Genomic DNA, 24,276 nt, shown 5'->3' with positions numbered 1-24,276 from the left:
GGATGCCCGTTCGGATGCCTGTTCGGATTCTCGAACGAAGGCCCCGGGAACGCACGGTTCCTGATGTACCGTCAGGCGCCATGTCGACCCTGTGCCTCAACACCTTCGCCTTCTCGCCCTTCGCCGGGGCCAAGGAACCCGTGCCGCTGCCGGAGCTGCTCGCGGCGGTCCGCGCCGCGGGGTTCGACGGCATCGGGCTCGACGTGTTCACCGTGCTCGGGTACCGGCGGCCGCTCGCGGAGCTCGCGGCCGAGGTCGCGGCGGCGGGGCTGGGCTGCCCGGAGATGCTGGGCTTCGTGGTGGACGAGGACGAGGACGCCGCGCTCGCGGGGGCGCGGCAGGTCGCCGAGGCGTGTGCGGCGTTCGGGTCCGCGTTCGCGCTCGGGATGGTCGTGTCGCCGCCGGACGCGCGCTGCGCGGACCTGTTCGCGCGCTGCGCCGAGATCGTCGCGGCGGCCGGCGCGCGCGCGGCGGTCGAGTTCCTGCCGTTCACCCCGATCGCGACGATCGCGGACGCGCGCACGCTGGTGGCGCACGCGGGCACCGCGAACTCCGGTGTCCTGGTCGACGCGTGGCACTTCTTCCAGGGCGCGGACACCTGGGAGACGCCGGCCGCGCTGCCGGTCGCGGAGATCGCGTACGTCCAGGTGGACGACCACCCGGAACTGCTGCCGGCCGGGGCCGACCTCTACACCGAGTGCATGTCGCGGCGGGTGATGCCGGGGGACGGGGTCTTCGATCTCGGCGCGTTCCGGGACGCCTTGGCGGCCAAGGGGTACGACGGCCCGGTGAGCGTCGAGGTGATCAACCCGGAGTTGGTCGCCCTGGGCCCGGCGGAGTACGCCAGCGCCGCACGGGCGGCGGTGGGCCGGTTCTGGGCCTGACGAGGGCTCGGGCGGCCCGCTCCGGCGCGGCGTCGGGCGTGGCGTCGGGCGTGGGGTCGGTGGGCAGGCGGACGAACAGGGTGGCGCCGGCCGCGCCGGCGAAGATCGCGGCCAGCACGCCCCACATGCGGCCGCCGACGGTGTGCAGCAGGCCGGTGACCAGGACCGGGCCGAGCACGTGGCGGCCGAGCGAGCGGCCCATGCCGAACGCCGCGAGGTACTCGGCCCGCCGGTCCTCGGGCGCGATCGCGTAGGACAGGGTCCAGGCGGCGGAGACGGCGATCAGTTCGCCGAACGACAGCAGGACCATGCCGACCGGGAACGCGACCGCCGGGTGGGTGTATTGCCCCGACCACAGCACCAGGCACGCCGCCGCGAGCAGTCCGCCGCCGGCGACCTGGCAGCGCCGCGCGGCCCGAACCGATGTCGCCAGGCGGGCCGCGGGCACCTGGAGCAGCACCGCGAGCACGGTGTTGACCGCGTACAGCGCGCCCAGCCAACCCGCGGCCGACCCGCCCCGCGCGATCAGCCACAGCGGGATGCCGAGGTTGAGCACCGGCAACCAGAGCTGGAGCAGCGTGTCGACCGAGGCGAGCGCCCACACCCGCCGGTCCCGCAGCGCGGCCCGACCGGGCGCCACGGGACCCGGCGCGGCGTCCGGCCTCGGGGCGGCCCGGGAGGGGGCCGGCGCGGGGATGGTCGTCAGGAGTGCGGCGACCGCGACGAACGCGGCGGCGTTGACCAGGACCACCACGCGGAACGCGGCCTCGTCCTCCAGGCCCACCGCGAGGCCGCCGAGCGGGGCGCCGACGCTGATGCCCAGGTTGGCGACCGTGCGGTAGGCGGCCAGGGTGCGGACCCGCTCGGCGCCCTCCGCGAGTTCGGCCACGAACGCCTGGGTCAGCGCCGCGACGCTCTGGTCGGCGGTGGTGACCACGGCGACGGCCGCGAGGAAGCCCCACCACTCGCCGACGGCCGCGTAGGCGGCGGTACCGGCCGCACGCGCCAGGTGCAGCCCGACGAGCGTGCGCCGTACCCCCCAGCGGTCCCCGAGTCGGCCGATCGGTACGGCGGCGCCGAGCGCGACGAGCCCCGCGATGCCCAGGCCGATCCCGACCAGGCCCGTGGACAGGCCGACGATCCGGGTGAAGTAGACGGCGGAGAACGCGACGAACAGTCCGACCCCCAGGTAGTCGACGAGCCCGACGCCCAGCAGCCGCCGGACGGGCCCCCGCCCACCAAGAACAATATTCTGTGTCATGGACACAGTATTTTGAACCCAAGGACAGAATCACGCCATGACCGATCCAGCCGAAGCCGTCGGCTACACGCTCGCCGCCAATCTGCGCGCCGCCCGGCAGGCCCGCGGCTGGCGGCTCGACGAGTTGGCCACCCGCTCCGGGGTGAGCCGCAACATGCTCCAGCAGATCGAGACCTGCCGGACCAACCCGAGCATCGCGACCCTCGCCCGCGTCTCGGCCACCCTCGGGGTCTCGATCGGCCGACTCGTGGAACCCCCCGACGAACTCGGCCACGTCGCCCGCGCCGCCGACGCGCCGACCCGCCCCGGCGGTCGCGCCAGCACGTTCCGCCTGCTGATCAACGACGCGACGGCCCCGTTCACCGAGCTGTGGGACCTCCACCTCGCGCCGAACGACGAGATCCACGCCGAGCCGCACCCGGCGGGCACCCGCGAGCTGCTGCACGTGCACGAGGGCACGCCCACCGTCGAGGTCGGCGGCGCGACCTTCACGATCGGCCCGGGCGACGCCCTACGGATGCGCGGCGACCGCCCACACACCTACCGAAATCCACACCCCACCCCGGCCCGACTGACCATGACGGTGGTCTACGCGGGCCTGCGAGACCCCCGCTACCAGGAGCCCTGACGGCGCTGCCGGTCGCCGTTCGGGTCGGTCGAGCCGACGAACCGTCACAACCCCTGATCCGGTGCGTCCTCGGGCGCGGTGGCCTGGTACGCCGCGAACAGCGGGACATAGCCGGACGTGTCCGTCACGACGCACGCGAACGGGCGGTCGAAGGAGACCGATCGGCGCGGCTCGGGCTCGGGGCCGGCGCTCATCCACGACATGATCGTGGTGACCGCGGCCGCCTCGACCCCCTCCTCCGCGATCCGGATCAGGGACTGCTGCACGACCTGGTCGATGTGCACGGGCTCGTCGCTCATGCCGCCGAAGTCCGCCGCCGCGTGCAGCGCCAGATCCAGGCCGAGGTCGATCAGGTGCGTAACCACCTCCAGGCGCGTGCGCAGCTCGAAGCGCGGCAGTCGCACCTCCACGTCCTCGCCCTCGTACGGCACCCCGGTGTCCCGCGGCGCCCACGCCGCGGTGATCACCGAAGCGGGCGGGGCGCCCCGCGGACCGAGCGCGAACCGCACGCGCGCGGGGTCCTCACCCGCGCACGGCAGCTCGACGACGGTGACCTCGCCGTCCCGACCGGCGATCGTCCAGACATCGGCGGCGGGCACCTCGCGCCGCATCATCGGGACCTCGACGCGCGTGCCGTCCGCGGCGTGGAACCAGGCGTCCCGGGTGTCCGCGGCGTCGAACTCGTCACGCCAGCGCGCCTTGAGCGCGAGCGCGTTCACCAGGACCAGCCGAGTCCACTCGTCGACGTCGACCGATATTTCCTCGATCAACCCGCCGGTGGCCCGCGCGACCCACGCGTCGATGCCCGCGCGGTCCGCGAGCCGGCCGAAGCCGATGTCCGGCAGCGCGATCCGGTATCCCTCGTGCAGCGGCGACCGGCTCCACACCCCCGTCGCGACCGCGAGCGAATCGGTCCCGGCGAGGTCGCGCGCGACGGCGGTCACCACCGGGGCGGACTCGCGCCACGCGACGCCGATCAGGTCGGCCAACTCCTCGGCGGTGTCCCCCTCGGCTCCGGTGGCCACCGCGCCGAGTGCGAGCCACAGCCCGACGGGCGAGCACACCACGTCTCCGCCGGCCTGGACGACGACCGGATCGCTCAGCATCGAGTCGAGCCAGCGCGAGGCCAGTTCCCGTACGGTGCCCGCGTGTTCGCGCAGCGCCGGTTCCATGTGATCACCCTTGTCGTCGGCGGCTCTGAAGTTGTCGGTGTCCCCTGGCTCAGGGGATGTATGCCTCCCGACCGTAGTGTCGTGTGCCATGAACGACTTCGGCGGGGACGTGGAACTGCGCAGACTGATCGACCGTCAGGCGATCCACGACGTGGTGTTGCGGTATTGCCGGGGAATCGACCGGATGGACCTCGAAGCGGTCCGCGCGTGCTACCACCCGGACGCCCACGACGAGCACGGCAGCTTCGCCGGCACCGTGGACGAATACCTCGCGTGGATCGGTCGCTTGCTCCCCCGGTACACCTCGACCATGCATCTGACCGGCAACCACCTGGTGGACTTCCGCGACGACACGCCTGATCTCGCCCGTTCGGAGACGTACGGAATGGCCTTCCACCGCAGCGCGGACCCCTCCCCACGCGGCAACCTCATCACCGGCTTCCGCTACATCGACGACTTCGCCCGCCGAGACGGCACATGGCGCATCGCCCACAGAGTCGCAACCACGGAATGGATCAAAATCGACGACCCCACCACCCAATGGCCCATCCCCACCACCATGCGCACCGGCCACCGAAACCACACAGACGCGATCTACGCCCCCTGGCCCAACACATAACCCCCTCTCAGCCCGGCCGACGTTCGAGCCCACCCAGCCCGGCCGGCGTTTGAGGCCACTCAGCCCGGCCGGCGCATGAGGCCAAGAAACCCGACCAACGCGCAAGCCCAACCGACCCGCCCAACGCGGCCCACATCCAAGCCCGGCCGGCGTTTGAGGCCACCCAGCCCGGCCGGCGCTTGAGGCCAAGTAGCCCGGCCGGCGCTTGAGGACAGCGGGCCGCAGGCCGGCCACCCCGCTAGGGGACGCTGACCCCGGGTCGCCCCCCCGGCAGCTCCACCGGCCCGACCACGTCACCATGCGGCCGCCGAAACACACGCGTAGCGTGAATCTCGCCCACAATCCGAGCCGCATCCGCAGATTGCGGCTGAGGCAACCCCGGCCGCAAGTGCTCCTCGACCGAGATGTACTTCAACCCCGCCCGCAAGTCCGCGTCGTTGCGCAACCGCACCACCAACGGAAACTCCGCCAGCGCCGTCGTATCGAACAGCCCCGTCGTATACACGAGTTGCACCCCGAGCGCGTCCGCGACCGCCCGCTGCAACTCCAACAGGTACGACGCGTTCGCCCGCCCGATCGGGTTGTCCAGGAACAATGTCCCCGCGTGCCGATGCCGGGCCCGGCCACGGTCGTTCGAGCGCAGCGCGGCCATCGTGCAGTACAGCCCGATCGCGGCCGTGAGCAGCTGCCCGCCCGAGAACACGTCGCCCATCTGCCCCACCGGCACCCGCTCGGCCCGCAGCACCGAGTCCGGCTTGAGGATCTCGACCTGCACCCCACGCGGCCGAAGCGCCGCGTGCACGCCGCGCAGCAGCAGCGTCATCCCGTCCCGGCGCACGCCGCCGACCGCACCGTCCCTGCCCCGCTTGATCGTTCGGGTCGCCTCGTCGACCACCTCGCCGAGCCGCTCGACCAGCCCGGCCGCGTCCGGTTCCTCGAAGCGGATCCGCAGGAACTCCTGGCCGGACCACTCCCCCAGTTCCTCCGGCAGCCGGGACAGCCGCTGCGCGGCCCGCAGCGTGGTCAGCGCGGCCTCGACCATGCCGCGCATCCGGTCGACGATGCTGTCCCGGTTGCGCTCGATCTGCCGCAGCTCGTCGGTGAGCACCCGCAGCCGCGGCGCGAACGCGGCCGACCAGGCCGGCGCGTGCTCGGCCAGCGCGACGAGCGGGAGTTCGCGGATCTGCTGCCGCGCGGGCATCCGGACCTGCTCGAAGCGGGTCGCCCCGGCGTGCCGGACCAGCGTCTCGGTCCGGTCCCGGACCTGGCTCTCGGCCGCGGACAGCTCGCTCGCGGCGGCCCGCAGCGCACGCCGGCACGTGGTCGCGGCGTCGCGCGCGTCGGCCGGCGGCCCCGCGAACGGCGTGGCGGCCGGCTGGTCCGGGTCCGCCGGCAGGGCCGGGAGGGTGTCCGTGAGCGAGGCCGCGACCTCGCCGAACGCACCGGCGGCGTGGTCGGCGTCGGTGTGCTCGCGGGCCAGGCGGCCGTGCGTCTCGCGCGCGGCCGTGACGTCCTCGGTGCACGCGGCGTGCTCGGCACCGGCGGCCCGGAGCAGTTCGTGCGCGTGCGCGCCGTCCCGGGGGCGCCGCTCCTCGGGCAGGTCGATGTGGTGTTCGCGGCCCTCGGCGGGGGCGTGCCGCTCGACCTCGCCGCGCAGGCGGCCCAGCAGTTCGCTCGCGGCGTCGGCGCGGCCCTCCAGCGTGCGCACCTGATCCTCGGCGCGCCCGGCGGCGGCGAGACGGGACGGCCCGTCCGAGCCGTCGAACCCGTCGAGCAGCTCGGCGGCCTGCCGGCGGACCTTCGCGGTGAGCCGGTCGAGGGTGCCCTGCGCCGCCGACTCCTCGCTCTCCGCGCGAGCCTGCTCGGCCCGCAGGTCGGCCCCGACGCCGACCTTCTCGTACAGCGCGCGGGCGGTGCGGTACGCCTCGCGCAGCGCGGGCAGCGACGCGCGCGCGGCGGCCTCGTCGGCGACCGCGTCGGCGGCCTGATCCGCCGGCGCGCCGGTGATCTCGGCGCGTTCCTCACGCAGCGCGCGGGCGGTGCGCCGGGCGTCGTCCGCGGAGCGCTGGGCCTGCCGGCGGTCCTCGTCCGCGGTGCGGGTCAGTGTCAGGCCGGCCTCGGCTGCGCCCTCGTGTTCGGCGGTCTCCTGCTCCAACTCGCGGATCCGGCGCGACCACCCGGCCCGCTCGCGCAGCCGGAACGCCAGCCCGGCGAGCGCGTCGGCGCGGCGGCGCGCGGTCTGCGCGGCGTCCATCCGCCGGTCCCGCCGGTCGACCGCCCGCGCGCGGGCCTGTTCGGCGCTCGCCGCCGCGATCTCGGCGGCCTCGCCCGCGGCCTGCGCGGCGGCCGACTCGGTCCGGGCCTCGGTGACCGCGTCGAGCAGCGCGCCCAGGTGCCCGGCCGGGCAGGCGGCCCGCCACGTGGCGAGCCGGCCCGCGAGCGCGCGGTCGGCCTCCAGGCGCGCGGCCCGGATCCGGATCGCGTCCTGCCGCTCGGCGGCCCGGCGGCGCAGCGCGTCGCGCTCGGTGTCCGCGGCCCGCTCGTCGTGCATCGCGGGGTTCGGCGGCACCAGGAAGGTGTCGGGCCGGTCGTCGCCGGGGGCCAGCAGCGCGTCGGGCGTGCCGACCGCGACCGCCGAGCGCGGCAGCAGCGCGGCCTCGGCGAGCACGTCGCGGGCCCGGTCCATCGCGTTGTTCATGGTGACCACGACGCCGTCGACGAGTCCGGGCCGGGCCGCGAGCACGGCGGCGTGCCGTTCGGCGGGCACGGACTGGGCCAGGTAGCGCCAGCCCGGCAGCGCCGGGATGCCGTGTTCGCCGAGCAGTTCGACGGCGGCGAGCACGTCGGGGCCGGCCGGCAGCAGCCCGCCGTCGCCGAGCGCGGCCAGGATGCGCGAGTCGTCGGCGGCGTCGGTGCGCAGCTGGAACAGGGTGCGCTCGCCGTCGGTGACCGCTTCGGCGAGCTGTTCCCGCAGCACGTCGGCGGCCCGGTCGAGGGCGAGCGCGGCCTGTTCCTCGTCGGCGATGTCGGCTTCGAGGCCGACCAGTTCGCGCACGCGCGGCTCGGCGGCCAGCGCCGCGGCGTTGGCGTGCACGGCGGTGAGATCGGCCTCGGCGACGCCGAGCCGGTCGGCGGCACGCGCGGCGGCGAGCTCGGCCCGGCCGCGCGCCGATTCGGCGTCGCGCACGGCGGCGGCGACCTGTTCGGCGGCGGCCCGGGCCTGCGTCCACGCGGCGGAGGCGGCCTTCTCCTCGTCGGCGGCGCGCGCGGCGGACTCGGCCGGGTCGCCGTCGTCGTCGATCCAGCCCGCCTCGACCGCGAGGTCGAGTTCGGCGCCGACCTCGGCGAGCCGGCCGCGCAGGTGTGCCGCCTCGCTGCGGGTGCGCTGCGCCTCGGTCGCGGCGGTGGTGGCGGCCCGCTGGGCGCGCTCGCCGCGGTCCTGGAGTTCGCCGGCCCGGCGCTCCTCGGTGTCGGCGCGGCCCTCGGCCCCCGCGGCGGCCGCGTGCAGCGCGCGCACGAGTGCGGAGGCGGCCTCCTGGCGGGCGGCGAGCGCGGGCGCGGCGTCCCGTTCGGCGGCTCGGATCGCGACGTCGACCCGCTCCGAGCGGTCCACCGCGGCGCGGTGCCGCAGCACGGCCTCGGTCGCCAGCCACGCCGAGTGCAGGCCGCGCGCGTCGCTCAGTTCGCGCTTGAGCCGGGCGGCGTCCTTCTCGGCGCCGGTGAGCCGCATGCCGGCGTGGCGGTGGGTGATCTCGGCGGTGACCAGCGCGGCGTGCGCGCGGGCCCGCTCGGCGACGTCCACGGCGGTGGCGGACTCGGCGACCCGGCGCGCGAGTTCGGCCGCTCGCACGCGCTCCAGCTCGGCCCGGGCGCCCAGTTCGCGACCGAGGCCGCGCGCGGCGTCCTCGGCGCCGCGGTACGCCACCCGTACCCTGGTCCGCTGCCCGGCCGCCTCGCTCACCGCGTCGAGCAGTTCGACCGCGCCCTCGACGAAGTCCCGCTCGGCGGTCAGTTCGGCCCGCTGGGCGAGCTTGACCGCGAACCCGTCGACGAGATCGGCGAGCCCGTCGGTGTCCGCGGTGTCGGAGACCGCGCGCAGCAGCAGGTCGACGAAGTCCGCGTCGTTCTTGACCGCGAACAGGCCGGCCGCCTCGCCCTCGTCGGCGTTCATCTCGCGCTGGTAGCGGAAGAGTTCGGGGTCCAGGCCGAGCGCGTTCAGGTGCTCGATCCAGCGGTCGTGGATCTCCTCCCACACCACGTCCACGTCGGGATACGCCTTGTGCAGTTCGGTCATCGCGTCGCGGAACCCGCGCATCGTCCGACGTCGCCCGCCGACCTGGACCGGCAGCCCGTCCAGGGTGAGCCCGGGTCCGGGCCGGAACGAGTACCAGCTCTCGGCGAACTTGCGCGGATCGGACGAGACCTGCCGCCCGCGCCACTCGCTGACCTTGCCGACCACCACCGTCTCGCCGGTGAGCACGTGCTGCCATTCGAGCGCGACGTGCCCGCAGTCGTCGGCGAGCAGGAACTTGCGCAGCACGCCCGAGCTCGCGCCGCCGAGCGTGTTGCGGTGGCCGGGCAGCATCACCGAGAAGATCAGCTTGAGCAGGACCGACTTGCCGCCGCCGTTCTCCAGGAACAGCACGCCCGCGGGCGCGGGCCGCCGGGGCGGGCCGACCGGCTCGCCCTCGAACAGCTGCGCCTGGCGCGGCGCGGGATCGGGCACGGGCTCGCCGACCCCGCGCAGGTCGAGCACGGTGTCGGCGTAACGCGCACCGGCGGGCCCGATGGAAAACAGGCGGACCCGGGACAGCTCGTACATCGGCGGTCGAATCTCTCTGGTCGAGGGGCGTCGAAGTGCCCGGCAAGGACGAACACACGGCGGATGGTGGGCGATGCGGCCCGGTCGGGCGCGGCCCCGGGGCTCAGACCCCGTGGAAGGGCAGTCCGGCGCCGGGCGCCAACTCACCGCCGTCGGTCGCGGCGGCCAACAGGCTCGGGCTGCCGTCGGTCACGGCGACCACTCCGAGTTCGAGCAGCTCCGACATCGCGGCGGAGCCGGCGGTGTCGCGCACCTGGAGCTGGTAGCGCGCGGTGGTGCGGTAGGTGCCGCCTCCGTCGTCGGAGACCCGCTGTAGGAAGCCGGAGTCGACCAGGAACGCGACCGCCTTGGCGACGATGCCGACCGTGGACGCCGCGAGTCGGCGCGCGTCCTTGGTCGCGCCGGTGGCGCTGCGCCGCGCGTACACCCGCCAGGCGACCTCCAGGCCCGGCGCGTCCACCGCGGGGTCGCTGATCTCGCCGCCCTGCTCGGCGCGCTCCTCCAGGCGGCGGCAGGCCTGGCGGACGAACGCGTCCACTCCGTGCACGCTGAGCCGGCCCACGTAGGCGTCGTCGGCGAGGTCCTCGGGGCGCGGGAAGGCCATCGCGGCGACCGCGAGGTGTGCGAGCCCGTGCAGGAAGCGGTCGGCCGACTCGGTGCCGGCCCGGCGCGCGTAGTCGCCCATCCGGACCGCGAACACCGAGTCCTCGGCGGCGGTCACCGCCATCCCCGCCCGCGGCGAGACCTCCAGGACCACCAGCCCCAGACCGGCCGCCACGGCCGCCGCGAGGGACGCGAAGCGCGGGTCCTCGCGATGTCTGCGGATCAGGTCGGCGTATTCGGCGTCGCGCGCGGGGAGCAGCTTGGGCTGGAGCCCGTACGCGACCAGGCGGGCCGCGTCGCCGACGTCGGCGGACGTGATCGGCGCGGCGTCGGTGGTGGTCTCGTTCATGCGGGGTCGTGCCCTTCCGGCTCGGGTCGCGCGCCGGTCAGGACCGCCGTGCCGATGATCAGGTCGGCGCCGCCGACCTCCGGGTCGTCGAGTTCGGTGCCGTCGTCGACGGCCACGAGCAGCGTGCGGTCGCCCTGCCGCAGCGCGGTGCCCACCGGCGGGGACGCCGCGTGGAAGGCGAGCAGCGCGACGAGGTAGCCGAGATCGGGGTCGGTCTCGCGCGCCTCGGCGAGCAGCCCGGAGAGCCGGCGCGGGGCGTCCGGCGCGACGTCGAGCAGCGCGGCCGCCGCGTCGTGTTGGCGCTCGCTGTAGCGGCTGTCGTCGGGGGTGAGCGACACGTCCGGCTCGGGCAGTTCCGCGCCGAGGTGGTCGCGCGGCGCGGGCGGTGTGAGCAGCAGCTCGGTCAGATCGTGCAGGCGCACCGCGACGGGCGTGCGCAGGCCGGTGCCGGCCGTGAAGAACCGGTCGGTGACCCGGCGCGCGTCGCCGACCGGCAACTCCAGGAGCGGGCGCAGGAGTTGCCCGTACAGGTCGAGCCCGGTGCGGGTGGCGGGCGCGGCGAACGCCTGCCGGTCCTGCTCGGCGCGAAAGAGCGGACCGGCCTCCATCAGCCGGGTCTGCAACTGGGTGTGCCGGCGGATGCAGTCCTGCACGATGTCGACGAGTTCGGCCGCGCTGCGCTTGCGCTCGCTCTCCTCGGCCTCGTCGCGGGCCCGGCGGATGTTGATCAGGATCGCGTTCTCGTGCCGGTAGCGGTCGGCGACGTGCTCGAACGCCTCGTCGATCAGGTCCGGCACGGCCTGCAGCCAGTCGACGGCGCGCACGTTGCGCCGGGTCGCGTCGAGCGCGCGGCGCAGCGTCTCGGCGTACTGCACGGTGCGGTAGCGGGCCTGTTCGGCGGCGAACCTGGCCTCGGCGAGCCGGCCGCGCCGGATCAGGTGCTCCAGCTTGACGTCGGCGGCGATCTGCGCGCTGGTGACGTCGGTGTCGAGCGCGCCGACCAGGACGTTGATCGCCTCGTCGGTCGCGCGCAGGAAGATGTGCCCGTCGGGTCCGGGGACCTCTTCGAGCAGTTTGAAGTCGTAGTCGCGCCGGATGTATTCACCCTCACGGGTCCACATGCCGTAGACCGCGCGGAAGCCGCGGTCGACGCTGCCGACGTTGATCAGGTTCTCCAGGACCCAGCGCGCGACCCGCTCGTATTCGGCGGGGTCGCGCCCGGGGGCCTGCGCGGCGACCCGGGGCCGGAGTCGGGCCACGATCTCGTCGTGGTCGGCCCCGGTGTCGAAGTCCATCGTGACCGTGACCAGGTCGATCGCGGCCAGGCCGAGCTCGGCCATGGCGTAGACCGTGTACTCGCCCGCGAGGTTGGCCTTGCGCGCCTCCAGGTCGTGCAGGGGCGCGGTGCAGGCGAGGGCCTTGAGGCGGCGGGCCAGGCCCTCCTCGGTCACCCCGGAGCGGTGCGCCGCCGGGCCCGGGGGCGGCGCCGTGCCGAAGGTCGGCGGCAGCTCCCCGGGCAGGACGGCTCGGGCGGAAACGGTCATGGGAGTAGAGCCTAGGACGTTCGGCCGACAGCTTCGGCGTCCGCCCACCCCCGGTGGGCCCGCACGTGCGACCGGCGCGGGTCCGGCGCGGGTCCGGCGGTGTGCGCGGCTACATCTCGCTCAGCCTGGCCCTGGCGACGGTGCGGACCTCGTCGTGCTCGGCCGGGTCGCCCGCGAGCCGGCGCAGGCGCGTCGCGGCCTCGGGGCGGCGCGCGTCGACGTGCCGCGCGGCGATCAGTCGGGTGTCGGCCTGGCAGTCCCACAGGGCTTCCACGGCTGTCCCGGCGGCGAACGAGGGCTCTATGCGCGCGAGAGTGTGCACCGCGCTCGCGCGCAGTCCGGCGGAGTCGGCGTCGTTGTAGACGCCGCGGACCAGGTCGAGGGCGTCGACGAGGGCGAGGCGCCCTATCCCGGCGACCAGGTCGCAGAGCCTGAAGTGGCCCGCCTGGTCGGCGATCGGGCGGCCCGCGAAGCTCGCGTCGGCGACCCTGGAGCGCAACGCGTCGACCAGGACCGGGCCGTCGGCGTGCTCGCCGGCGCCGGCCAGTATCCGCACGGCGACCTCGCCGAGCAGATCGCCGCGGCCGACCCAGCCGCGGGCCCGCCGGACGGCGACGGGACTGCGCAGGCCGCCGATGGCATGCGCGGCGGCGAGCCGCACCACGGACGGCGCGTCGGGCGCGAGGGCGCCTTCCGCGAGGTCGAGCAGCGCGCCGTCGCCCTGTTCGCCGAGGTATCTCAGCGCGGCGGCTCTCGCGCCGTCGGGGCCGGCCCACGCGGCGGCGAGGATCGCGCCGCGGTGTTCGGGTCCGGCGACGGCACCCAGTCGGCGTCCGCACGCGAGGGATTGTCGGGGGCCGTCGGCGGCCTCGGCGAGCACCTGGTCGACGGTCTGGGCGGGTGCGACGGGGTTCGCCGGCTGCTTCACGGAGCGGGTCAGCTCCCAGCGCCACCAGTCGAGGTCGACCTGTTCGACGATCGCGCGCACCCGTTCGTCCTCGGCCGCCCACGTGCGCCAGGGGCGCATGCCGGTGGAACGCTTGACGCAGTCGTGGAGGTCGTCGACCTCGCCGCGTTCGAGGACGACGGCGAGCATGCCGTCCAGGGCCGCGTCGTCGCCGACGGCGGCGAGGCGATCCAGCGCCTCCGGCCAGTCGCGGCCTTCCTTGACGTAGTCCCGGAGCAGGGTGATCGCGTCGGCGCGACCCAGTCGGGCGAGCGTGCCGAGGACGGCCAGCGGGAGCGCGGTACGGTCCGCGTCCTCGTCCGTCCAGTCGTCGTCACACAGCAGATGTCGGGCGAGGCCGTCGAGGCCGGCGTCGAGGTCGGTGTACAAGCGTGCGTAGTACAGCGAACGCGACTCGGTGGCCGGAACGGCACGGGGATCGCGGACCACACAGCCGTCGAGCGCGTCGAGCACAGCGACGCGGTCGGCGACGAGGGCCCGCCGGGCGCCCTGACCGTGGCCGCTGCGCAGCAGGCCAAGGAGGGCGTCATGCGAGGTGATGACCGGATCGAACATGCCGCAAGCATCAATGGCCGGCAACCCTGGAGCAACAGGATTTAGGACACATGTACCCGTTGCCCGAAGTTTCGGCGAAACCACGTTGCGGTTTCGTCACCGGAAGCTATGAACTGTACTCGCGGTGTTCGCGTGCACGGTACCCGGGTGTGCGAGGGCGCCGCCCGGGGCGCGGGCCGCGCGTCACTGTTGCCTGGGCACCTGGACGCGCGGGCGATCGCTCCGGGGGCTGCCGTAATCCTGGCCGTCGAGCGGGCCGAGCACGCTCGCGGGGACGAACGACTCCATCGCCCACGCCTTGGTCTGCACGTCCGCGCCGAAGCCGTACGCCCCCCAGACGGGCCAGCGCACGCGGGCGCGCCACGTGCCGTCGCGGTATTGGTGCCAGCTGACGAGCGTGACCTCCAGGTACTGCCCGTCGGGCAGGCTCATCCGGACGCGCGGGCCCTGCGGGTCCGGGTCGGCCTCCTTGCGCCGCTCGCCGACCACGGCGGCGGTCGGGGCGGCGTCCGGGGCGCGCGCGGGCGCGGGGACGAGCGCCGGGCCGGGCCCCGCGCCCGGATCCGCGTCCCGCCCGGGTCCCGGCACGGGTTCCGGTCCGTGGACGGGTTGCGTGCCCTCGCCCGGTTCCTGGCCGTCGACCGGCTCCCGCGCGCCGACCTGTTCCTTCGTCTTGCTGGTCACGCGGCCATTGTGGGGCGCCCGCACGGCCCGCCGGCCCGAAAGTGCCGCCGCACGCGCACGTCCCACCCGTACGGCGCACGAGCGCGCCACGCGAGTGGGACGGGTGAGCGATACGACGTGTCAGGACACCACGCGCAGGTCGACCGGGCCGACCACGCTCAGGCCGAGCACGGCGGCCAGGTCCTCGACCAGGTTGGCCGCCTGGTCGGGGGTCAGTCGTTCGACGGTCCACTCGTTCGTGGGCCGGCCCTCGGCGTCGGTGTGCGGGCCGAATCTCAGCTCGATCGGTCGATCCGCGTCGGCGGAGGGCAGCACCGGAACCCGGGCCACCAGGGTGACATTGTTCGACATGACGTCGACTCCCTTCGGAGAGCGAAAACGATCGCCGCTGTCATTGCCGGTCGGCTCTCACGCTCGCATCGCGCCAGGTCGGTGTCCAGGTGTCTCGGGTGGCACAAGGAGTGCGCGCGGGCGCGCCCGGACACAGCGAAAGGCCCCGGAACGCGTCGCGCGCCGGGGCCTGTTGCCGATGGTCGGTCCGGGGGACGCGATGGACCGGTGCGGGGCCGGAAAGGTTTCGGCGAACCTTTCCGGCGCGGCACTAGCGGAAGAACGCGTTCACGACGGGGCCCGCGGCACTGCCGCCGGAGACGCCCTTCTCGACGAGCACCGCGACCGCGATGTCGTCCTTGAAGGCGATCATCCAGCCGTGCGTGAGGGTCTCGCCCTTCTCGTCGAACTCGGCGGTACCGGTCTTGGCGCCGACCGTGCCCGGGATGCCCTGGAGCATCTTGCCCGAGCCGTTGGCCACCACGCCCTGCATCAGCGCCTTGAGCTGGCCGGCGATCGCCGGGTCCAGGTCGTGCGACTTGGCCCGGCCGGGGACGTCGTCCGGGGTGAGCACCGGCTGGTTGAACTTGCCGGACGCGATCGTCGCGGCGACCGAGGCCATCACGAGCGGGCTGGCCAGCACCCGGCCCTGGCCGATCATCGACGCGGCCTTGTCGTTCTCGCCGTTGGCCGCGGGGACCGAGCCGTCGAACGTCACGGTGCCGACGTCCCACTTGGCGCCTATCCCGAACTGCTGCTCGGCGAGCTTGTTCAGGGTGTCGTTCTCGATCTTGCCCCGGTTGCCGATGAAGGCGGTGTTGCAGGACTGTGCGAAGTCGTCCTGGAACAGCGCGTCGGGCATCGGCTTGAGGCCGTCGTAGTTCTTGAAGGTCTGGCCGTTCACCACGAGGGTGTTCTCACACGGCACCTTGTCGGTCGGCTTGAGGCCGGCCTTCAGCAGCGCGCCGGAGGAGACCGTCTTGAACGTCGAGCCCGGAGGGTACCGACCGGTGAAGGCGCGATTGTCGCCGTTCGCCGGGGTGTTCGCGGCACCGAGGATGCCGCCGGTCTTGGCGTCGATGACCACCATCGAGGCGTTCTTGCCGCCGGTGACCGCCTTGAGCGCCTCCTCGGCCCGCTTCTGCGTGGCCGGGTCGAGCGAGGTCTTCAGCGGCTCGGCGGGCTTGCCCTTGACGTCGACCAGGGTGGCCTTGGCCACGCCGCCGGCGTCGACGACGGTGATCTTCAGGTCGGCGGTGCCGGCGAGCTTCTTCTCGTACCGGAACTGGAGCCCGGACGCGCCGACCGCGTCGGTCGCGGACGCGCTCGGGTCGGCGTTTTTGAGCAGGTCCGCGTTGTCGCCCGAGCCGACCGTGCCGACGATCTGCTTGGCGACGTCGCTGGCCTGCTGGGTGCTCTCCCTGACCTGAATCTCCGCCAGACCCGCGAGCTTGACCTGACCGCCGTTGTCCCACTTCTCCTTGCGCAGGGTCACGAGCGAGACCGCCTGCTTCGGGTCGGACGCGGCGACCCGGCCCTTCAGCTTGGGGATGTCCAGGTCGAACATCGGGTCCGACAGCGCGCTGTAGAGCGCGTCCGGGTTCTTGATCTTGCTCGGGTCCAGGGACAGCACCACGACCGGCGTCGAGGTCGCGAGCGCCTTGCCCGAGCGATCCAGGATCTCGCCGCGCGTGGGCAGCTTGCGCTCGCGCTTGATCTTGCCGCTGTCCGCGAGTTGGGGGTGCACGATGGTCTGCGTCCAGTGCACACGCGTCTTGCCGTCGGCGGTGACCACCGGGACGATCGACTCGATCTTGACCGGGTCGGCCACGCCCTTGAGGGTCAGCGTCGCGTTGTAGGCGAGCGTCGCGGGCGCGCCGTCCTTGCCCTTGACGTAGACGCCCGCCTTGTACTCGGCCTTCACGACGCCGAGCTGCTTGCCCGTCGTGTCGAGACCCTGCTGCGCCGTGGTGGGGTTGTCCGTGAAAGACGCGGCCTTCGCCAGGTCCCCGCCCTGCCACGCGGCCAGGAAGTCCCGGGCCGTGGTCTCGGACGTGTCCTTCTTGTCGTCGCCGCCACCGCACGAGGTAAGCGCGGCCACCACGACGACGGACAGTGCCAACGGCACGGCCGACGGGATCCGCCGCATCTTGCTGCCCACCAGATTCCTCCCGAACGTCCACGAACCCCCGGCAGCCCGCCGAAGGTCATCGGTCACGCTACCCGGATGGCCGAGCGCGTTCGGCCATCGGGCACGTGTGCGACCCACTTGTGACCCGGTTGTTGATCTGCTTGTCACACCGTTTGTCGATCTCATCCGCGAACCTCGCCCGACCCGCCGGCAACTTTGCCGAGCCGTCGTCGAGGCCGTCGTCGGGGCCTTCGGTGAAGTCGCCGGTGAAGCCCTCGGCCAACCGGTCGCCGAACCGGTTGTGCGCCCGATCGGCGGATCGGGCGAAATGTCCGGCGTGAGGGAGAGCCCTCAACCCTGCCCGGGCGGGAGCCGAATTCCCGGCGGAAGGAAACCGGTCTCAGGTCCGATGCGTCGATAGGGACATGAGGGCCCGCCTGGCCGGGGGCTCCGATATGGCCGTTGGCACCGTCGAGCAGGAGGAGAACGGGGCGATGGGGACCACACGGATCGCGATACCGACACCACCGCGTTACGGGTGGCAGGAGGACGCGGCATGCAAGGGGCTGGATGCCGGCCTCTTCTTCGGCGACGACCAGGAGCGGCCCGGCGAGCGCCGCGCGCGCGAGCGGGTCGCGAAGAAGGTCTGCCTGTCCTGCCCCGTGCGACGGCGCTGCCACGAACACGCGATGTCGGTTCCGGAACGCCGCGGCGTGTGGGCGGGTCTCGGGGAGACCGAACGCGCCGCACTGTTGCGAGAGCAGGAACAGGACCAGGGACACGAGCGGGAGCGGGAGGAGACCACGACGGCGGCGTGACCGCTCGTCGGACGCCGTCGGACCCGCGTGCGCGACCGGGTTCAGGCCGGCAGGTCGTCCTCGCGGAGCAGACCGCGCACGTCGAGGCGCGCTCGCACGTGCGGCTCGCACGCGTCGACCACCACCGCCGCGCCGAGCCACTCGGCGCCGGCCTCGGTGACCATCCGCCGTACGGCGCTGGCCTGCGCGCCCGTCTCGATCCACTCGTCGACCAGGAGCACCCGATCACCCGGCCGGAACAACCGGCCCGGCACGACCAACGTGAGGCCGCCGTCCTGGTATTCGGGCGGGGTGGCGGCACGCAGCATCGGGTCGTCGGCGGGCCGTTGCGCGTCGCCCACGATCCGCCGGTCCTTGCGGATCTCGACGAAGCCCACGCCCAGGTGCAGTGCCGTGATCGGGCCCAGGACCAGTCCGCGCGTCTCGATGCCGACGATCAGCGTCGGCCGCGCGTCCTCGTGCAGCGCGCCGAGCCCGGGCCCGAGCATCGCGAGCACCTCGGGATCGTGCCACCAGCCGGACGGGTCGGCGAACGTGCCCACCGAGGTCTCGCGCCACGCGAACGCGTCCACCAGTCGCCGCGCGATGGTTGCCACGCTCGCCTGACGGATCGTCACTCCCGGGTACCGCCTTCCGTTCCCGCACCGGCACGTCCGGATCTTCGACCGGACAGAGTACCGGTGCGGTCCCGGCGGCACGCGGGAGCCGACGGCCGAGACGCCGCGTCAGTCGGCTTCGGGGCGGTCCAACGGCTGTTCGACCAGCGCGAGCACGCGGCTGGCCATGAACCGCGCGGTGCGCACCACCCCGCCGGTGCGGGTCAGTTCGCTCACCTCGACGACACCCCGGCGGACCGCGACCTCCAGCCGCCGCCCCGCGCGCGTCGCCGTCATCTCGTACGTCTTGGTGCTGTCGCCGGCGTCGACCACTATCTCGACCCGATCGCCCTTCATATGCGCCCCCTTCGACCGATTACATCCATCTTCTCGCACAGGTCCGACATCGACCGATCCATCGACGGGGGTGGTCTCGGCCCGACTCGGGGGCGCCTTACCGCGCCGGGCCCCGGGGTTCCTCTAACGTGTGTCGCACAGGGGATCCGAGCACACGACGCCCGGACGACGGAGACACTCGAGGGGACCGGGCACACATGACGATGGTGCGGCTGCGACGGCAGGACCCGCGCATCGTCGGGTCCTATCGGCTGCTGCGCCGTCTCGGGGCCGGCGGCATGGGTGTGGTCTACCTCGGCGTGGACCGACACGGCAAGAAGGTCGCGCTCAAACTGATCCGCCAAGAGCTGGCCGGCAACCCGGAGTTCCGCTCGCGGTTCGCCCGCGAGGTGGCCGCCGCGGCGATGGTGCGCGGCAATCGGACGGCCGCCCTCGTGGACGCCGACGCGGGCGCCGACCGGCCCTGGCTCGCCACCGTGTACGTCCCCGGCCCCTCGCTCCAGCGCCGGGTCGGCGAGCGCGGCCCGTTGGGCTGTCTGGACCTGGCCCGGGTGGGCTCGGCGGTGGCCGACGGCCTGGTGTCCGTGCACGCGGTCGGGGTCGTGCACCGTGACGTGAAGCCGTCCAACATTCTGCTGTCCCCCGACGGGCCGCAGATCATCGACTTCGGCATCGCGTACGCGGACGGCGCCGGCACCCTGACCGTCACCGGAACTGCCGTGGGTTCACCGGGATTTCTCGCCCCCGAACAGGTGCGCGGGCAGACCGTGACGCCCGCGACGGACATGTTCGCGCTCGGGGTCACGCTGGCCTATGCCGGACGCGGGGCTCCGCCGTTCGGGTCCGGACCGGTGGACGCGCTGCTGTATCGCGTCGTGCACGAGGAGCCGGATCTCGACGGAGTACCCGAGCAGGTCGTGCCGTTGATCTCGGCGTGCCTGTCCAAGGACCCGCGGATGCGGCCGTCCGCCGAACAGGTCCGCGACCGACTGGCGGCGATCGCGCGCCAGCGCGAGGCCGAACGAGGTACGCCGGCACGCGGCCTCGAGGCGGCCCCGACGGCGCCGGCCGCGACCAAGGGCGTCGGCTCGGGCCGGCACGACGTCGCCGCGGCGGCCGGCTCGCCCGCGCCGCGCGAGCGGGACCGGGTTCGACGCGAGGCGGTTCGACGCGAGGGGTCGCGCCGGGACGAGGACACCCGCGCGAGCGACCGTTCCGCCGCCGGCCGTGCGGACTCCGGCCGGCCGTCGGCCGAGGGCCGCGCCGCGACCCGCCCGGAGCCGAGTCGGCACGAGCCGACCCGACACGAGTCCGGCCGGCACGACACGCGCGCGCACGACGCCCGCGGCCACGACTCGGGACGACCCGACGCCGTGCGACACGACGCGGGTCGGGGCGACCCCGGGCGGCACGACTCGGACCGGCACGACATGCCCCGCGCCGAACGGACCGACCGGACCGAGCCGCCGCGCGGGGCCGCGCCGGAGCGTCCGGAGCCCAAGCGGGGCGCCCGGGTCGACCACGGTCCGCGCTCGCGTGCCGGGGCCGGCACCTGCGGCGGCGCCGGCCCGAGGACCGACGGCGGTTGCTGATCCAGCAGTTGATCGTGTTCGTGGTGGTGACCGCGATCGCCGCGCTCGCGATCGCCGCGTTCCAGGGCGGCGGCGACGACGAGGAGCCCGGGCGGGCCGCCTCGGCCGCCGAGCCGCAGCCGCCGCAGCCGCCGCCCGCCGGCACGTCCCGGATCGCTCCGCCGCAGGGCACGATCCCGGTCGCCGACTGGTCGGACCGCACCTACGCCGACCCGTCGGCCGGCGGCGCCACCGTCACCCTCGCCGACGGCGCGGCCGAGGTCGGCAGCGACCACGTGACGCTCGGCGACGTCATCCCGGCGAGCCTGGACGGCGGGCCCGCCGTGGTGGTCGTGTTGACCCGCTCCCCAGGCGCGGGTGGCCCCGCGACGCACCTGGTCCAGCTGTTCCGGTTCGCGAACGCGACGCCGATCGCGGTGGCCGCGCTCGCGGTGCCCGCCGATCCGCAGGCGGTCGCGACCCGCTGGACGGTGGGCGACGGCGTGCTGCTGCGGATCCAGTCCTACGTGGACATCCCCGACGTGACGACCCGCTATGTCCCGGGCCCCAACGGCGTGTTGCTGCCCGCCGGGCCGTAACGGCACCGAAGCCGCGGCGGGAGCACCGACAGCGGCACCCCGCGCGGCGCCGCCCGGCCGACCCGACATCATCCCTGCGGCAACGACGAGGGGCACCCGGCTCGGCCGGGTGCCCCTCGTTCGGTATCGCGGCGGATCGCGCGGTCCGGCATCAGCCGAACTGGCGCTCCAGGTCCTTCAGTTTGCGCTCCAGCGAGTCCAGCCGGGGCAGCGTCATGGTGTCGTCCTCGGCGGTGAGGTCGATGACGTCGCGCCGCTCGGAGTCGATGCCACCGCCTGCCGCCGGGAGATCACCCGCTCGCGCGGAGGGGGCAATAGCCGGACGGCCGGAAGGATTGTGCGAATCGGCTGAGCCGCCGTGGCCGGAAACGTCGTTTCCGGCTATAGCAGGCTCCGAGAGTGCTTCGGAGCCGCCACCTCCCGGCAGCGCGGCCATCTCCTGGCGAGCGGCGCCACGACGGCCGAAGTGGCCACCACCGCCGCCACCGCCACCGTCCCCGCGGCTCAGCGCCTTGAGCTGTGCCCGCTCGCGCTTGCCGTCGATCCGCCGACGCTCGCGATCGTCCTGCTTGGTGCGCTTGTCCTCGCGGACCTCCTCGACGGCCTCGTCGAGGGTGCGCACGCCTTCGAGCAGCATGAGCGACCAGGCGTTGAACGTCTCGTGCGGGGCGCGCAACCACCGAACGATCCGAATCTGCGGCAACGGGCGGGGCACCAGGCCCTGTTCGCGCAACGCGGCGCGACGGGTCTGCTTGAGCGCCCGGTCGAACAGCACGGCCGCCGAGAGCGACATGCCGGCGAAGAACTGCGGCGCGCCCGCGTGCAAGTCGCCGCGCGGCGCGTGCACCCAGTTGAACCAGGCCGAGGCGCCCGCGAACGTCCAGACCAGTATCCGCGAACCGAGTGCGGCGTCACCGTGGCTGGCCTCGCGCACCGCGAGCACGGAGCAGAACATGGCCGCTCCGTCGAGCCCGAACGGCACGAGGTACTCCCAGCCGTTGGACAGCCCGAGGTTCTGCCGACCGAAGCCGACGAGACCGTGGAACGACAGTGCGGCCGCGACGCCGGCGCAGACGAAGAGCAAGGTGTAGGAGGCGACTCCGTACAACAGTTCCTTGCGACGTCGACGGTCCTGCTCACGCTCCCAGTTGTCGGACCCTTCGGCGGTGTCCGTCACGACGTCCTTGCGGCGTCGGACGACGAGATACGCCACAAGCGCCATGAGGGCGACCAGTTCCGCCAAGCCGACGAGGGCCCAGGCCAGGGGTACACCCATGATCTCCAACGAGCTTTGCCTCGCTTCCCGTTCCTGATCCGATTGCGCGGCGCCCCATACTGGCGGAAATTCGCCGGGTGCGGGTCGAATCCACCGGATATCCCGCGTGTGGGTGACAGGACATTCCCCTGCACAACCACTTTTTCGGCCGCCCGTGCGACCCCAACAGGCCACTGCGCCAATTAGGGCGACGCTCGACCGTACTGCACTTCCGCGCACACGCTAGTCCAAGATCACATTCGATCGAAATTGGCATGACACGATCGGCATGCTCTGGGAGAAATAGGGAAGGGCCGACAGACTCAATTCCGAGAAGTCGGTGGAAACAGCTCAAGAAACACAAGAAAGAGGCAAACGGATCACTACCAACCAAACGTACAAACGACCACGATCGGCCCCGAAACGGGACGTGAGTGATCGGATGAAACTGCATCGGACCGTCGCTTACCTGGACGGACGGCCGTACACGCTGATCACGTTGCGACCCTCCACCACCGTCCGATTCGCGGTCAACCACTTCCACGACACGTGGCACGTGCTGTCCGGCCGGGTCGGGGCGCAGCTGTTCGCGCGCCTGCTGTGGGGCCTGGCCTACCAGCCGCGCGAGAACACCCTCGTGGTGATCGACCGCCGATTCCTGGACCCGACCCCGTTCGAGGCCGATCCCTCGGTGCCGATCGTGCTCTTCACGCCCGAGCGCACGCCGTTCGGCGGCCGGGCCGCGCGCGAACTGCGCCGACTGCTGCCCTCGTTCGGCCCGCCGGACGGGACCGTGCGCTGGCAGACCCACGGCCTGGACGCCGCGCTCGCCGACCGGGAGGCGTGGTGGGAGCGCCATCCGGCGCCGCCGTGGAACGGCTACGCGTACTACCACCACAAGCGCAAGGCGCATCATCCGCCGCACGACGGCCTGTTGGCCCTGCCCGGGGACGCCGGGGCGCTGATGCGCGAGGCCGTGACGATCGCGAGCATGCAGACGTCGGTCGGGACGCCGATGGCGTACGAATACCTGGACCGCTACGAGTTCCAGATCTTCCACGACTACCGCCGCCGGGTCAGCGCGGCCCGCACCGCGCGCCGCGAGATCGAGTCCCTGGCCGAGCCCCCGAACCGCCTGGCCGGCCCCGGGTACCACGAAGGCGACCTGGTCCGCCGGCACATCTGGGCCCGGGGCACCGAAATCCGCGAACGCCGCATGCGCGGCCGCCGCGTCGAACAGCGCCCCCCGCTGTACCAAACCCACTCGATCAACGAAATCGAACGCTCAGCCGCGTCCCCCTCCGACCGCAACAAAGCCTGAGCCAACCAAAGCCACCCATCCCACCCAAGCCGACCCAGGCCCGTCCGGCGCTTGAGGACAAAGCGGGCCGCAGGCCGAGCCAACCCACCTCACCCAGCCAACCCAGCCCGTCCGGCGCTTGAGGACAACCCACACAGGCCGACCCAACCCACCTCGCCCAACCAACCCAGCCCGTCCGGCGCTTGAGGACAACCCACACAGGCCGACCCAACCCACCTCGCCCAACCAACCCAGCCCGTCCGGCGCTTGAGGACAACCCACACAGGCCGACCCAACCCACCTCGCCCAACCAACCCAGCCCGTCCGGCGCTTGAGGACAACCCACACAGGCCGACCCAACCCAACCCAGCCCGTCCGGCGTTTGAGGACAAGGCGGGCCGCAGGCCGAGCCGCAGGCCGGCCTCAGCCGAAGGCAACCGCGTAGAAGGCGACAGCCGCAGCCGCCCCGACGTTCAGCGAATCAACCCCGTGCGACATCGGAATCCGCACCAGCCGATCCGCCGCCCCCAACGCCTTCACGGTCAGCCCCGGCCCCTCGGCCCCCAACATCAACGCACAGCGCGCGATATCCGCGGCCGGCAGCTCGTTCAGCGCCACCGACCCCTCGGCCGGCGTCAGCGCAAGCAGCGTCAAACCCTCCTCGCGCAGCACCTCGAGCCCACCGGGCCACCGCTCCAGGCGTGCGTACGGGACCGAGAACACCGCCCCCATCGAGACCTTGACCGAGCGCCGGTACAGCGGATCCGCGCAGTCCGGCGACAGCAGCACCGCGTCCATGCCCAGCGCCGCCGCGCCGCGGAAGATCGCGCCGACGTTGGTGTGGTCGTTGACGCCCTCCAGGACCGCGACCCGCCGCGCCCCCGCGACGATGTCGACCGCCGCCGGCAGCGGCTTGCGCGCCATCGAGGCGAGCGCGCCGCGATGTACCTGATAGCCCGTCACCCGCTCGACTATCTCCGGGTCGCCCACGTACACGGGCACGTCCGCGGCCTCGATCACGTCCGCCATCGTCTCGATCCAGCGCGCCGAGAGCAGCATGGACCGCATCGGGTATCCCGACCCGATGGCGCGTCGGATGACCTTCTCCCCCTCGGCCATGAACAGCCCCTCGGCCGGTTCGCGGCGGCGGCGCAGTTCGACGTCGGTCAGGTCGGTGTAGTCGACGAGGCGCGGGTCCGCGGGGTCGTCGAGCGTGATGACGGGCACGGCG

At 73.4% G+C, this 24,276-nt stretch carries 20 protein-coding genes; 7 read left to right on the top strand and 13 right to left on the bottom strand.

All coding sequences use genetic code 11. From position 1 onward, the window contains the following. Positions 1–80 precede the first annotated feature (80 nt). The gene (locus OG928_RS30815; protein WP_406289833.1) at positions 81–884 is read left to right on the top strand and encodes a sugar phosphate isomerase/epimerase family protein; all 804 of its coding nucleotides are present in this window, start codon (positions 81–83) and stop codon (positions 882–884) included. Here OG928_RS30815 and OG928_RS30810 read toward each other — a convergent pair. Then, positions 805–2,145 carry an MFS transporter gene (locus OG928_RS30810; RefSeq protein ID WP_406289831.1) on the bottom strand — a complete coding sequence of 447 codons (1,341 nt, stop codon included), beginning with the start codon at positions 2,143–2,145 and terminating at the stop codon, positions 805–807. The genes OG928_RS30815 and OG928_RS30810 overlap by 80 nt on opposite strands. A 37-nt stretch (positions 2,146–2,182) precedes the next feature. Here OG928_RS30810 and OG928_RS30805 point away from each other — a divergent pair, with 37 nt between their 5' ends. Next, a complete protein-coding gene (locus OG928_RS30805) occupies positions 2,183–2,773 on the top strand; it encodes a helix-turn-helix domain-containing protein (protein WP_406289828.1) in 591 nt (196 codons plus the stop codon). Positions 2,774–2,817: 44 nt separating this feature from the next. On the opposite strand, the gene OG928_RS30800 is transcribed toward OG928_RS30805, so the two are convergent. Continuing rightward, a complete protein-coding gene (locus tag OG928_RS30800) occupies positions 2,818–3,945 on the bottom strand; it encodes a serpin family protein (protein ID WP_406289825.1) in 1,128 nt (375 codons plus the stop codon). 88 nt (positions 3,946–4,033) lie between these two features. Between OG928_RS30800 and OG928_RS30795 the strand changes: the two genes are divergently transcribed. Further along, positions 4,034–4,564, top strand: coding sequence for a nuclear transport factor 2 family protein (locus tag OG928_RS30795; protein WP_406289823.1), 531 nt, complete (start codon positions 4,034–4,036; stop codon positions 4,562–4,564). 238 nt (positions 4,565–4,802) lie between these two features. Here the strand turns inward: OG928_RS30795 and OG928_RS30790 are convergent, their stop codons facing one another. The 7 genes from OG928_RS30790 to OG928_RS30760 form a co-directional block, all read right to left on the bottom strand. Continuing rightward, complete coding sequence (locus OG928_RS30790) at positions 4,803–9,386, bottom strand: hypothetical protein (protein WP_406289821.1); 4,584 nt, start codon at positions 9,384–9,386, stop codon at positions 4,803–4,805. Positions 9,387–9,489: 103 nt separating this feature from the next. Beyond that, positions 9,490–10,338 carry a hypothetical protein gene (locus tag OG928_RS30785; protein ID WP_406289819.1) on the bottom strand — a complete coding sequence of 283 codons (849 nt, stop codon included), beginning with the start codon at positions 10,336–10,338 and terminating at the stop codon, positions 9,490–9,492. Beyond that, positions 10,335–11,882 (bottom strand): hypothetical protein, encoded by a 1,548-nt coding sequence (locus tag OG928_RS30780; RefSeq protein WP_406289816.1) that lies wholly within the window; start codon positions 11,880–11,882, stop codon positions 10,335–10,337. Before OG928_RS30780 ends, OG928_RS30785 begins: the two co-directional genes overlap by 4 nt. A 109-nt stretch (positions 11,883–11,991) precedes the next feature. Then, positions 11,992–13,404: a HEAT repeat domain-containing protein gene (locus tag OG928_RS30775; RefSeq protein WP_406289814.1), complete on the bottom strand. Its 1,413-nt coding sequence runs from the start codon at positions 13,402–13,404 to the stop codon at positions 11,992–11,994. Positions 13,405–13,587: 183 nt separating this feature from the next. Beyond that, positions 13,588–14,088 carry a hypothetical protein gene (locus tag OG928_RS30770; RefSeq protein ID WP_406289811.1) on the bottom strand — a complete coding sequence of 167 codons (501 nt, stop codon included), beginning with the start codon at positions 14,086–14,088 and terminating at the stop codon, positions 13,588–13,590. A 120-nt stretch (positions 14,089–14,208) separates the two neighbouring features. Then, positions 14,209–14,439, bottom strand: a complete 231-nt coding sequence (locus OG928_RS30765) for a hypothetical protein (RefSeq protein WP_406289809.1) — start codon at positions 14,437–14,439, stop codon at positions 14,209–14,211. A gap of 250 nt (positions 14,440–14,689) precedes the next feature. Then, the gene (locus OG928_RS30760) at positions 14,690–16,579 is read right to left on the bottom strand and encodes a penicillin-binding transpeptidase domain-containing protein (RefSeq protein WP_406289808.1); all 1,890 of its coding nucleotides are present in this window, start codon (positions 16,577–16,579) and stop codon (positions 14,690–14,692) included. Between the two features lie 425 nt (positions 16,580–17,004). Here OG928_RS30760 and OG928_RS30755 point away from each other — a divergent pair, with 425 nt between their 5' ends. After that, on the top strand, positions 17,005–17,367 hold the full coding sequence (locus tag OG928_RS30755) for a WhiB family transcriptional regulator (RefSeq protein WP_406289805.1): 363 nt from the start codon (positions 17,005–17,007) through the stop codon (positions 17,365–17,367). Positions 17,368–17,408: 41 nt separating this feature from the next. Here OG928_RS30755 and OG928_RS30750 read toward each other — a convergent pair whose 3' ends face one another. Next, on the bottom strand, positions 17,409–17,963 hold the full coding sequence (locus tag OG928_RS30750; RefSeq protein ID WP_406289803.1) for a phosphoribosyltransferase family protein: 555 nt from the start codon (positions 17,961–17,963) through the stop codon (positions 17,409–17,411). Between the two features lie 129 nt (positions 17,964–18,092). Further along, positions 18,093–18,320, bottom strand: coding sequence for a hypothetical protein (locus OG928_RS30745; RefSeq protein WP_406289801.1), 228 nt, complete (start codon positions 18,318–18,320; stop codon positions 18,093–18,095). A 197-nt stretch (positions 18,321–18,517) separates the two neighbouring features. Here OG928_RS30745 and OG928_RS30740 point away from each other — a divergent pair, with 197 nt between their 5' ends. Continuing rightward, positions 18,518–19,912 (top strand): protein kinase domain-containing protein, encoded by a 1,395-nt coding sequence (locus tag OG928_RS30740; protein ID WP_406289798.1) that lies wholly within the window; start codon positions 18,518–18,520, stop codon positions 19,910–19,912. Beyond that, complete coding sequence (locus OG928_RS30735) at positions 19,906–20,490, top strand: hypothetical protein (protein ID WP_406289796.1); 585 nt, start codon at positions 19,906–19,908, stop codon at positions 20,488–20,490. Before OG928_RS30740 ends, OG928_RS30735 begins: the two co-directional genes overlap by 7 nt. A 151-nt stretch (positions 20,491–20,641) precedes the next feature. Here OG928_RS30735 and OG928_RS30730 read toward each other — a convergent pair whose 3' ends face one another. Then, complete coding sequence (locus tag OG928_RS30730) at positions 20,642–21,775, bottom strand: DUF2637 domain-containing protein (protein ID WP_406289794.1); 1,134 nt, start codon at positions 21,773–21,775, stop codon at positions 20,642–20,644. A 412-nt stretch (positions 21,776–22,187) separates the two neighbouring features. On the opposite strand from OG928_RS30730, the gene OG928_RS30725 reads away from it, so the two are divergent. After that, the gene (locus OG928_RS30725; RefSeq protein WP_406289792.1) at positions 22,188–23,066 is read left to right on the top strand and encodes a hypothetical protein; all 879 of its coding nucleotides are present in this window, start codon (positions 22,188–22,190) and stop codon (positions 23,064–23,066) included. A gap of 402 nt (positions 23,067–23,468) precedes the next feature. On the opposite strand, the gene OG928_RS30720 is transcribed toward OG928_RS30725, so the two are convergent. Further along, entirely contained in the window at positions 23,469–24,272 is an 804-nt protein-coding gene (locus tag OG928_RS30720; protein WP_406289790.1) for a TrmH family RNA methyltransferase, read from the bottom strand. Positions 24,273–24,276: the final 4 nt, after the last annotated feature.

Origin of the sequence: Embleya sp. NBC_00896 (genome assembly GCF_045207785.1) — a bacterium.
In the GTDB taxonomy this organism is placed as follows: domain Bacteria; phylum Actinomycetota; class Actinomycetes; order Streptomycetales; family Streptomycetaceae; genus Embleya.
This window is presented reverse-complemented; position numbering and strand designations above follow the sequence as displayed.

What these genes read in the sequence shown, in the direction of transcription:
- OG928_RS30810 (WP_406289831.1), bottom strand. Translation starts at nt 2,145, where the DNA reads ATGACACAGAATATTGTTCTTGGTGGGCGGGGGCCCGTCCGGCGGCTG.
- OG928_RS30725 (WP_406289792.1), top strand. Translation starts at nt 22,188, where the DNA reads ATGAAACTGCATCGGACCGTCGCTTACCTGGACGGACGGCCGTACACG.
- OG928_RS30775 (WP_406289814.1), bottom strand. Translation starts at nt 13,404, where the DNA reads ATGTTCGATCCGGTCATCACCTCGCATGACGCCCTCCTTGGCCTGCTG.
- OG928_RS30800 (WP_406289825.1), bottom strand. Translation starts at nt 3,945, where the DNA reads ATGGAACCGGCGCTGCGCGAACACGCGGGCACCGTACGGGAACTGGCC.
- OG928_RS30745 (WP_406289801.1), bottom strand. Translation starts at nt 18,320, where the DNA reads ATGAAGGGCGATCGGGTCGAGATAGTGGTCGACGCCGGCGACAGCACC.
- OG928_RS30795 (WP_406289823.1), top strand. Translation starts at nt 4,034, where the DNA reads ATGAACGACTTCGGCGGGGACGTGGAACTGCGCAGACTGATCGACCGT.
- OG928_RS30785 (WP_406289819.1), bottom strand. Translation starts at nt 10,338, where the DNA reads ATGAACGAGACCACCACCGACGCCGCGCCGATCACGTCCGCCGACGTC.
- OG928_RS30815 (WP_406289833.1), top strand. Translation starts at nt 81, where the DNA reads ATGTCGACCCTGTGCCTCAACACCTTCGCCTTCTCGCCCTTCGCCGGG.
- OG928_RS30740 (WP_406289798.1), top strand. Translation starts at nt 18,518, where the DNA reads ATGACGATGGTGCGGCTGCGACGGCAGGACCCGCGCATCGTCGGGTCC.
- OG928_RS30805 (WP_406289828.1), top strand. Translation starts at nt 2,183, where the DNA reads ATGACCGATCCAGCCGAAGCCGTCGGCTACACGCTCGCCGCCAATCTG.
- OG928_RS30765 (WP_406289809.1), bottom strand. Translation starts at nt 14,439, where the DNA reads ATGTCGAACAATGTCACCCTGGTGGCCCGGGTTCCGGTGCTGCCCTCC.
- OG928_RS30780 (WP_406289816.1), bottom strand. Translation starts at nt 11,882, where the DNA reads ATGACCGTTTCCGCCCGAGCCGTCCTGCCCGGGGAGCTGCCGCCGACC.
- OG928_RS30790 (WP_406289821.1), bottom strand. Translation starts at nt 9,386, where the DNA reads ATGTACGAGCTGTCCCGGGTCCGCCTGTTTTCCATCGGGCCCGCCGGT.
- OG928_RS30755 (WP_406289805.1), top strand. Translation starts at nt 17,005, where the DNA reads ATGGCCGTTGGCACCGTCGAGCAGGAGGAGAACGGGGCGATGGGGACC.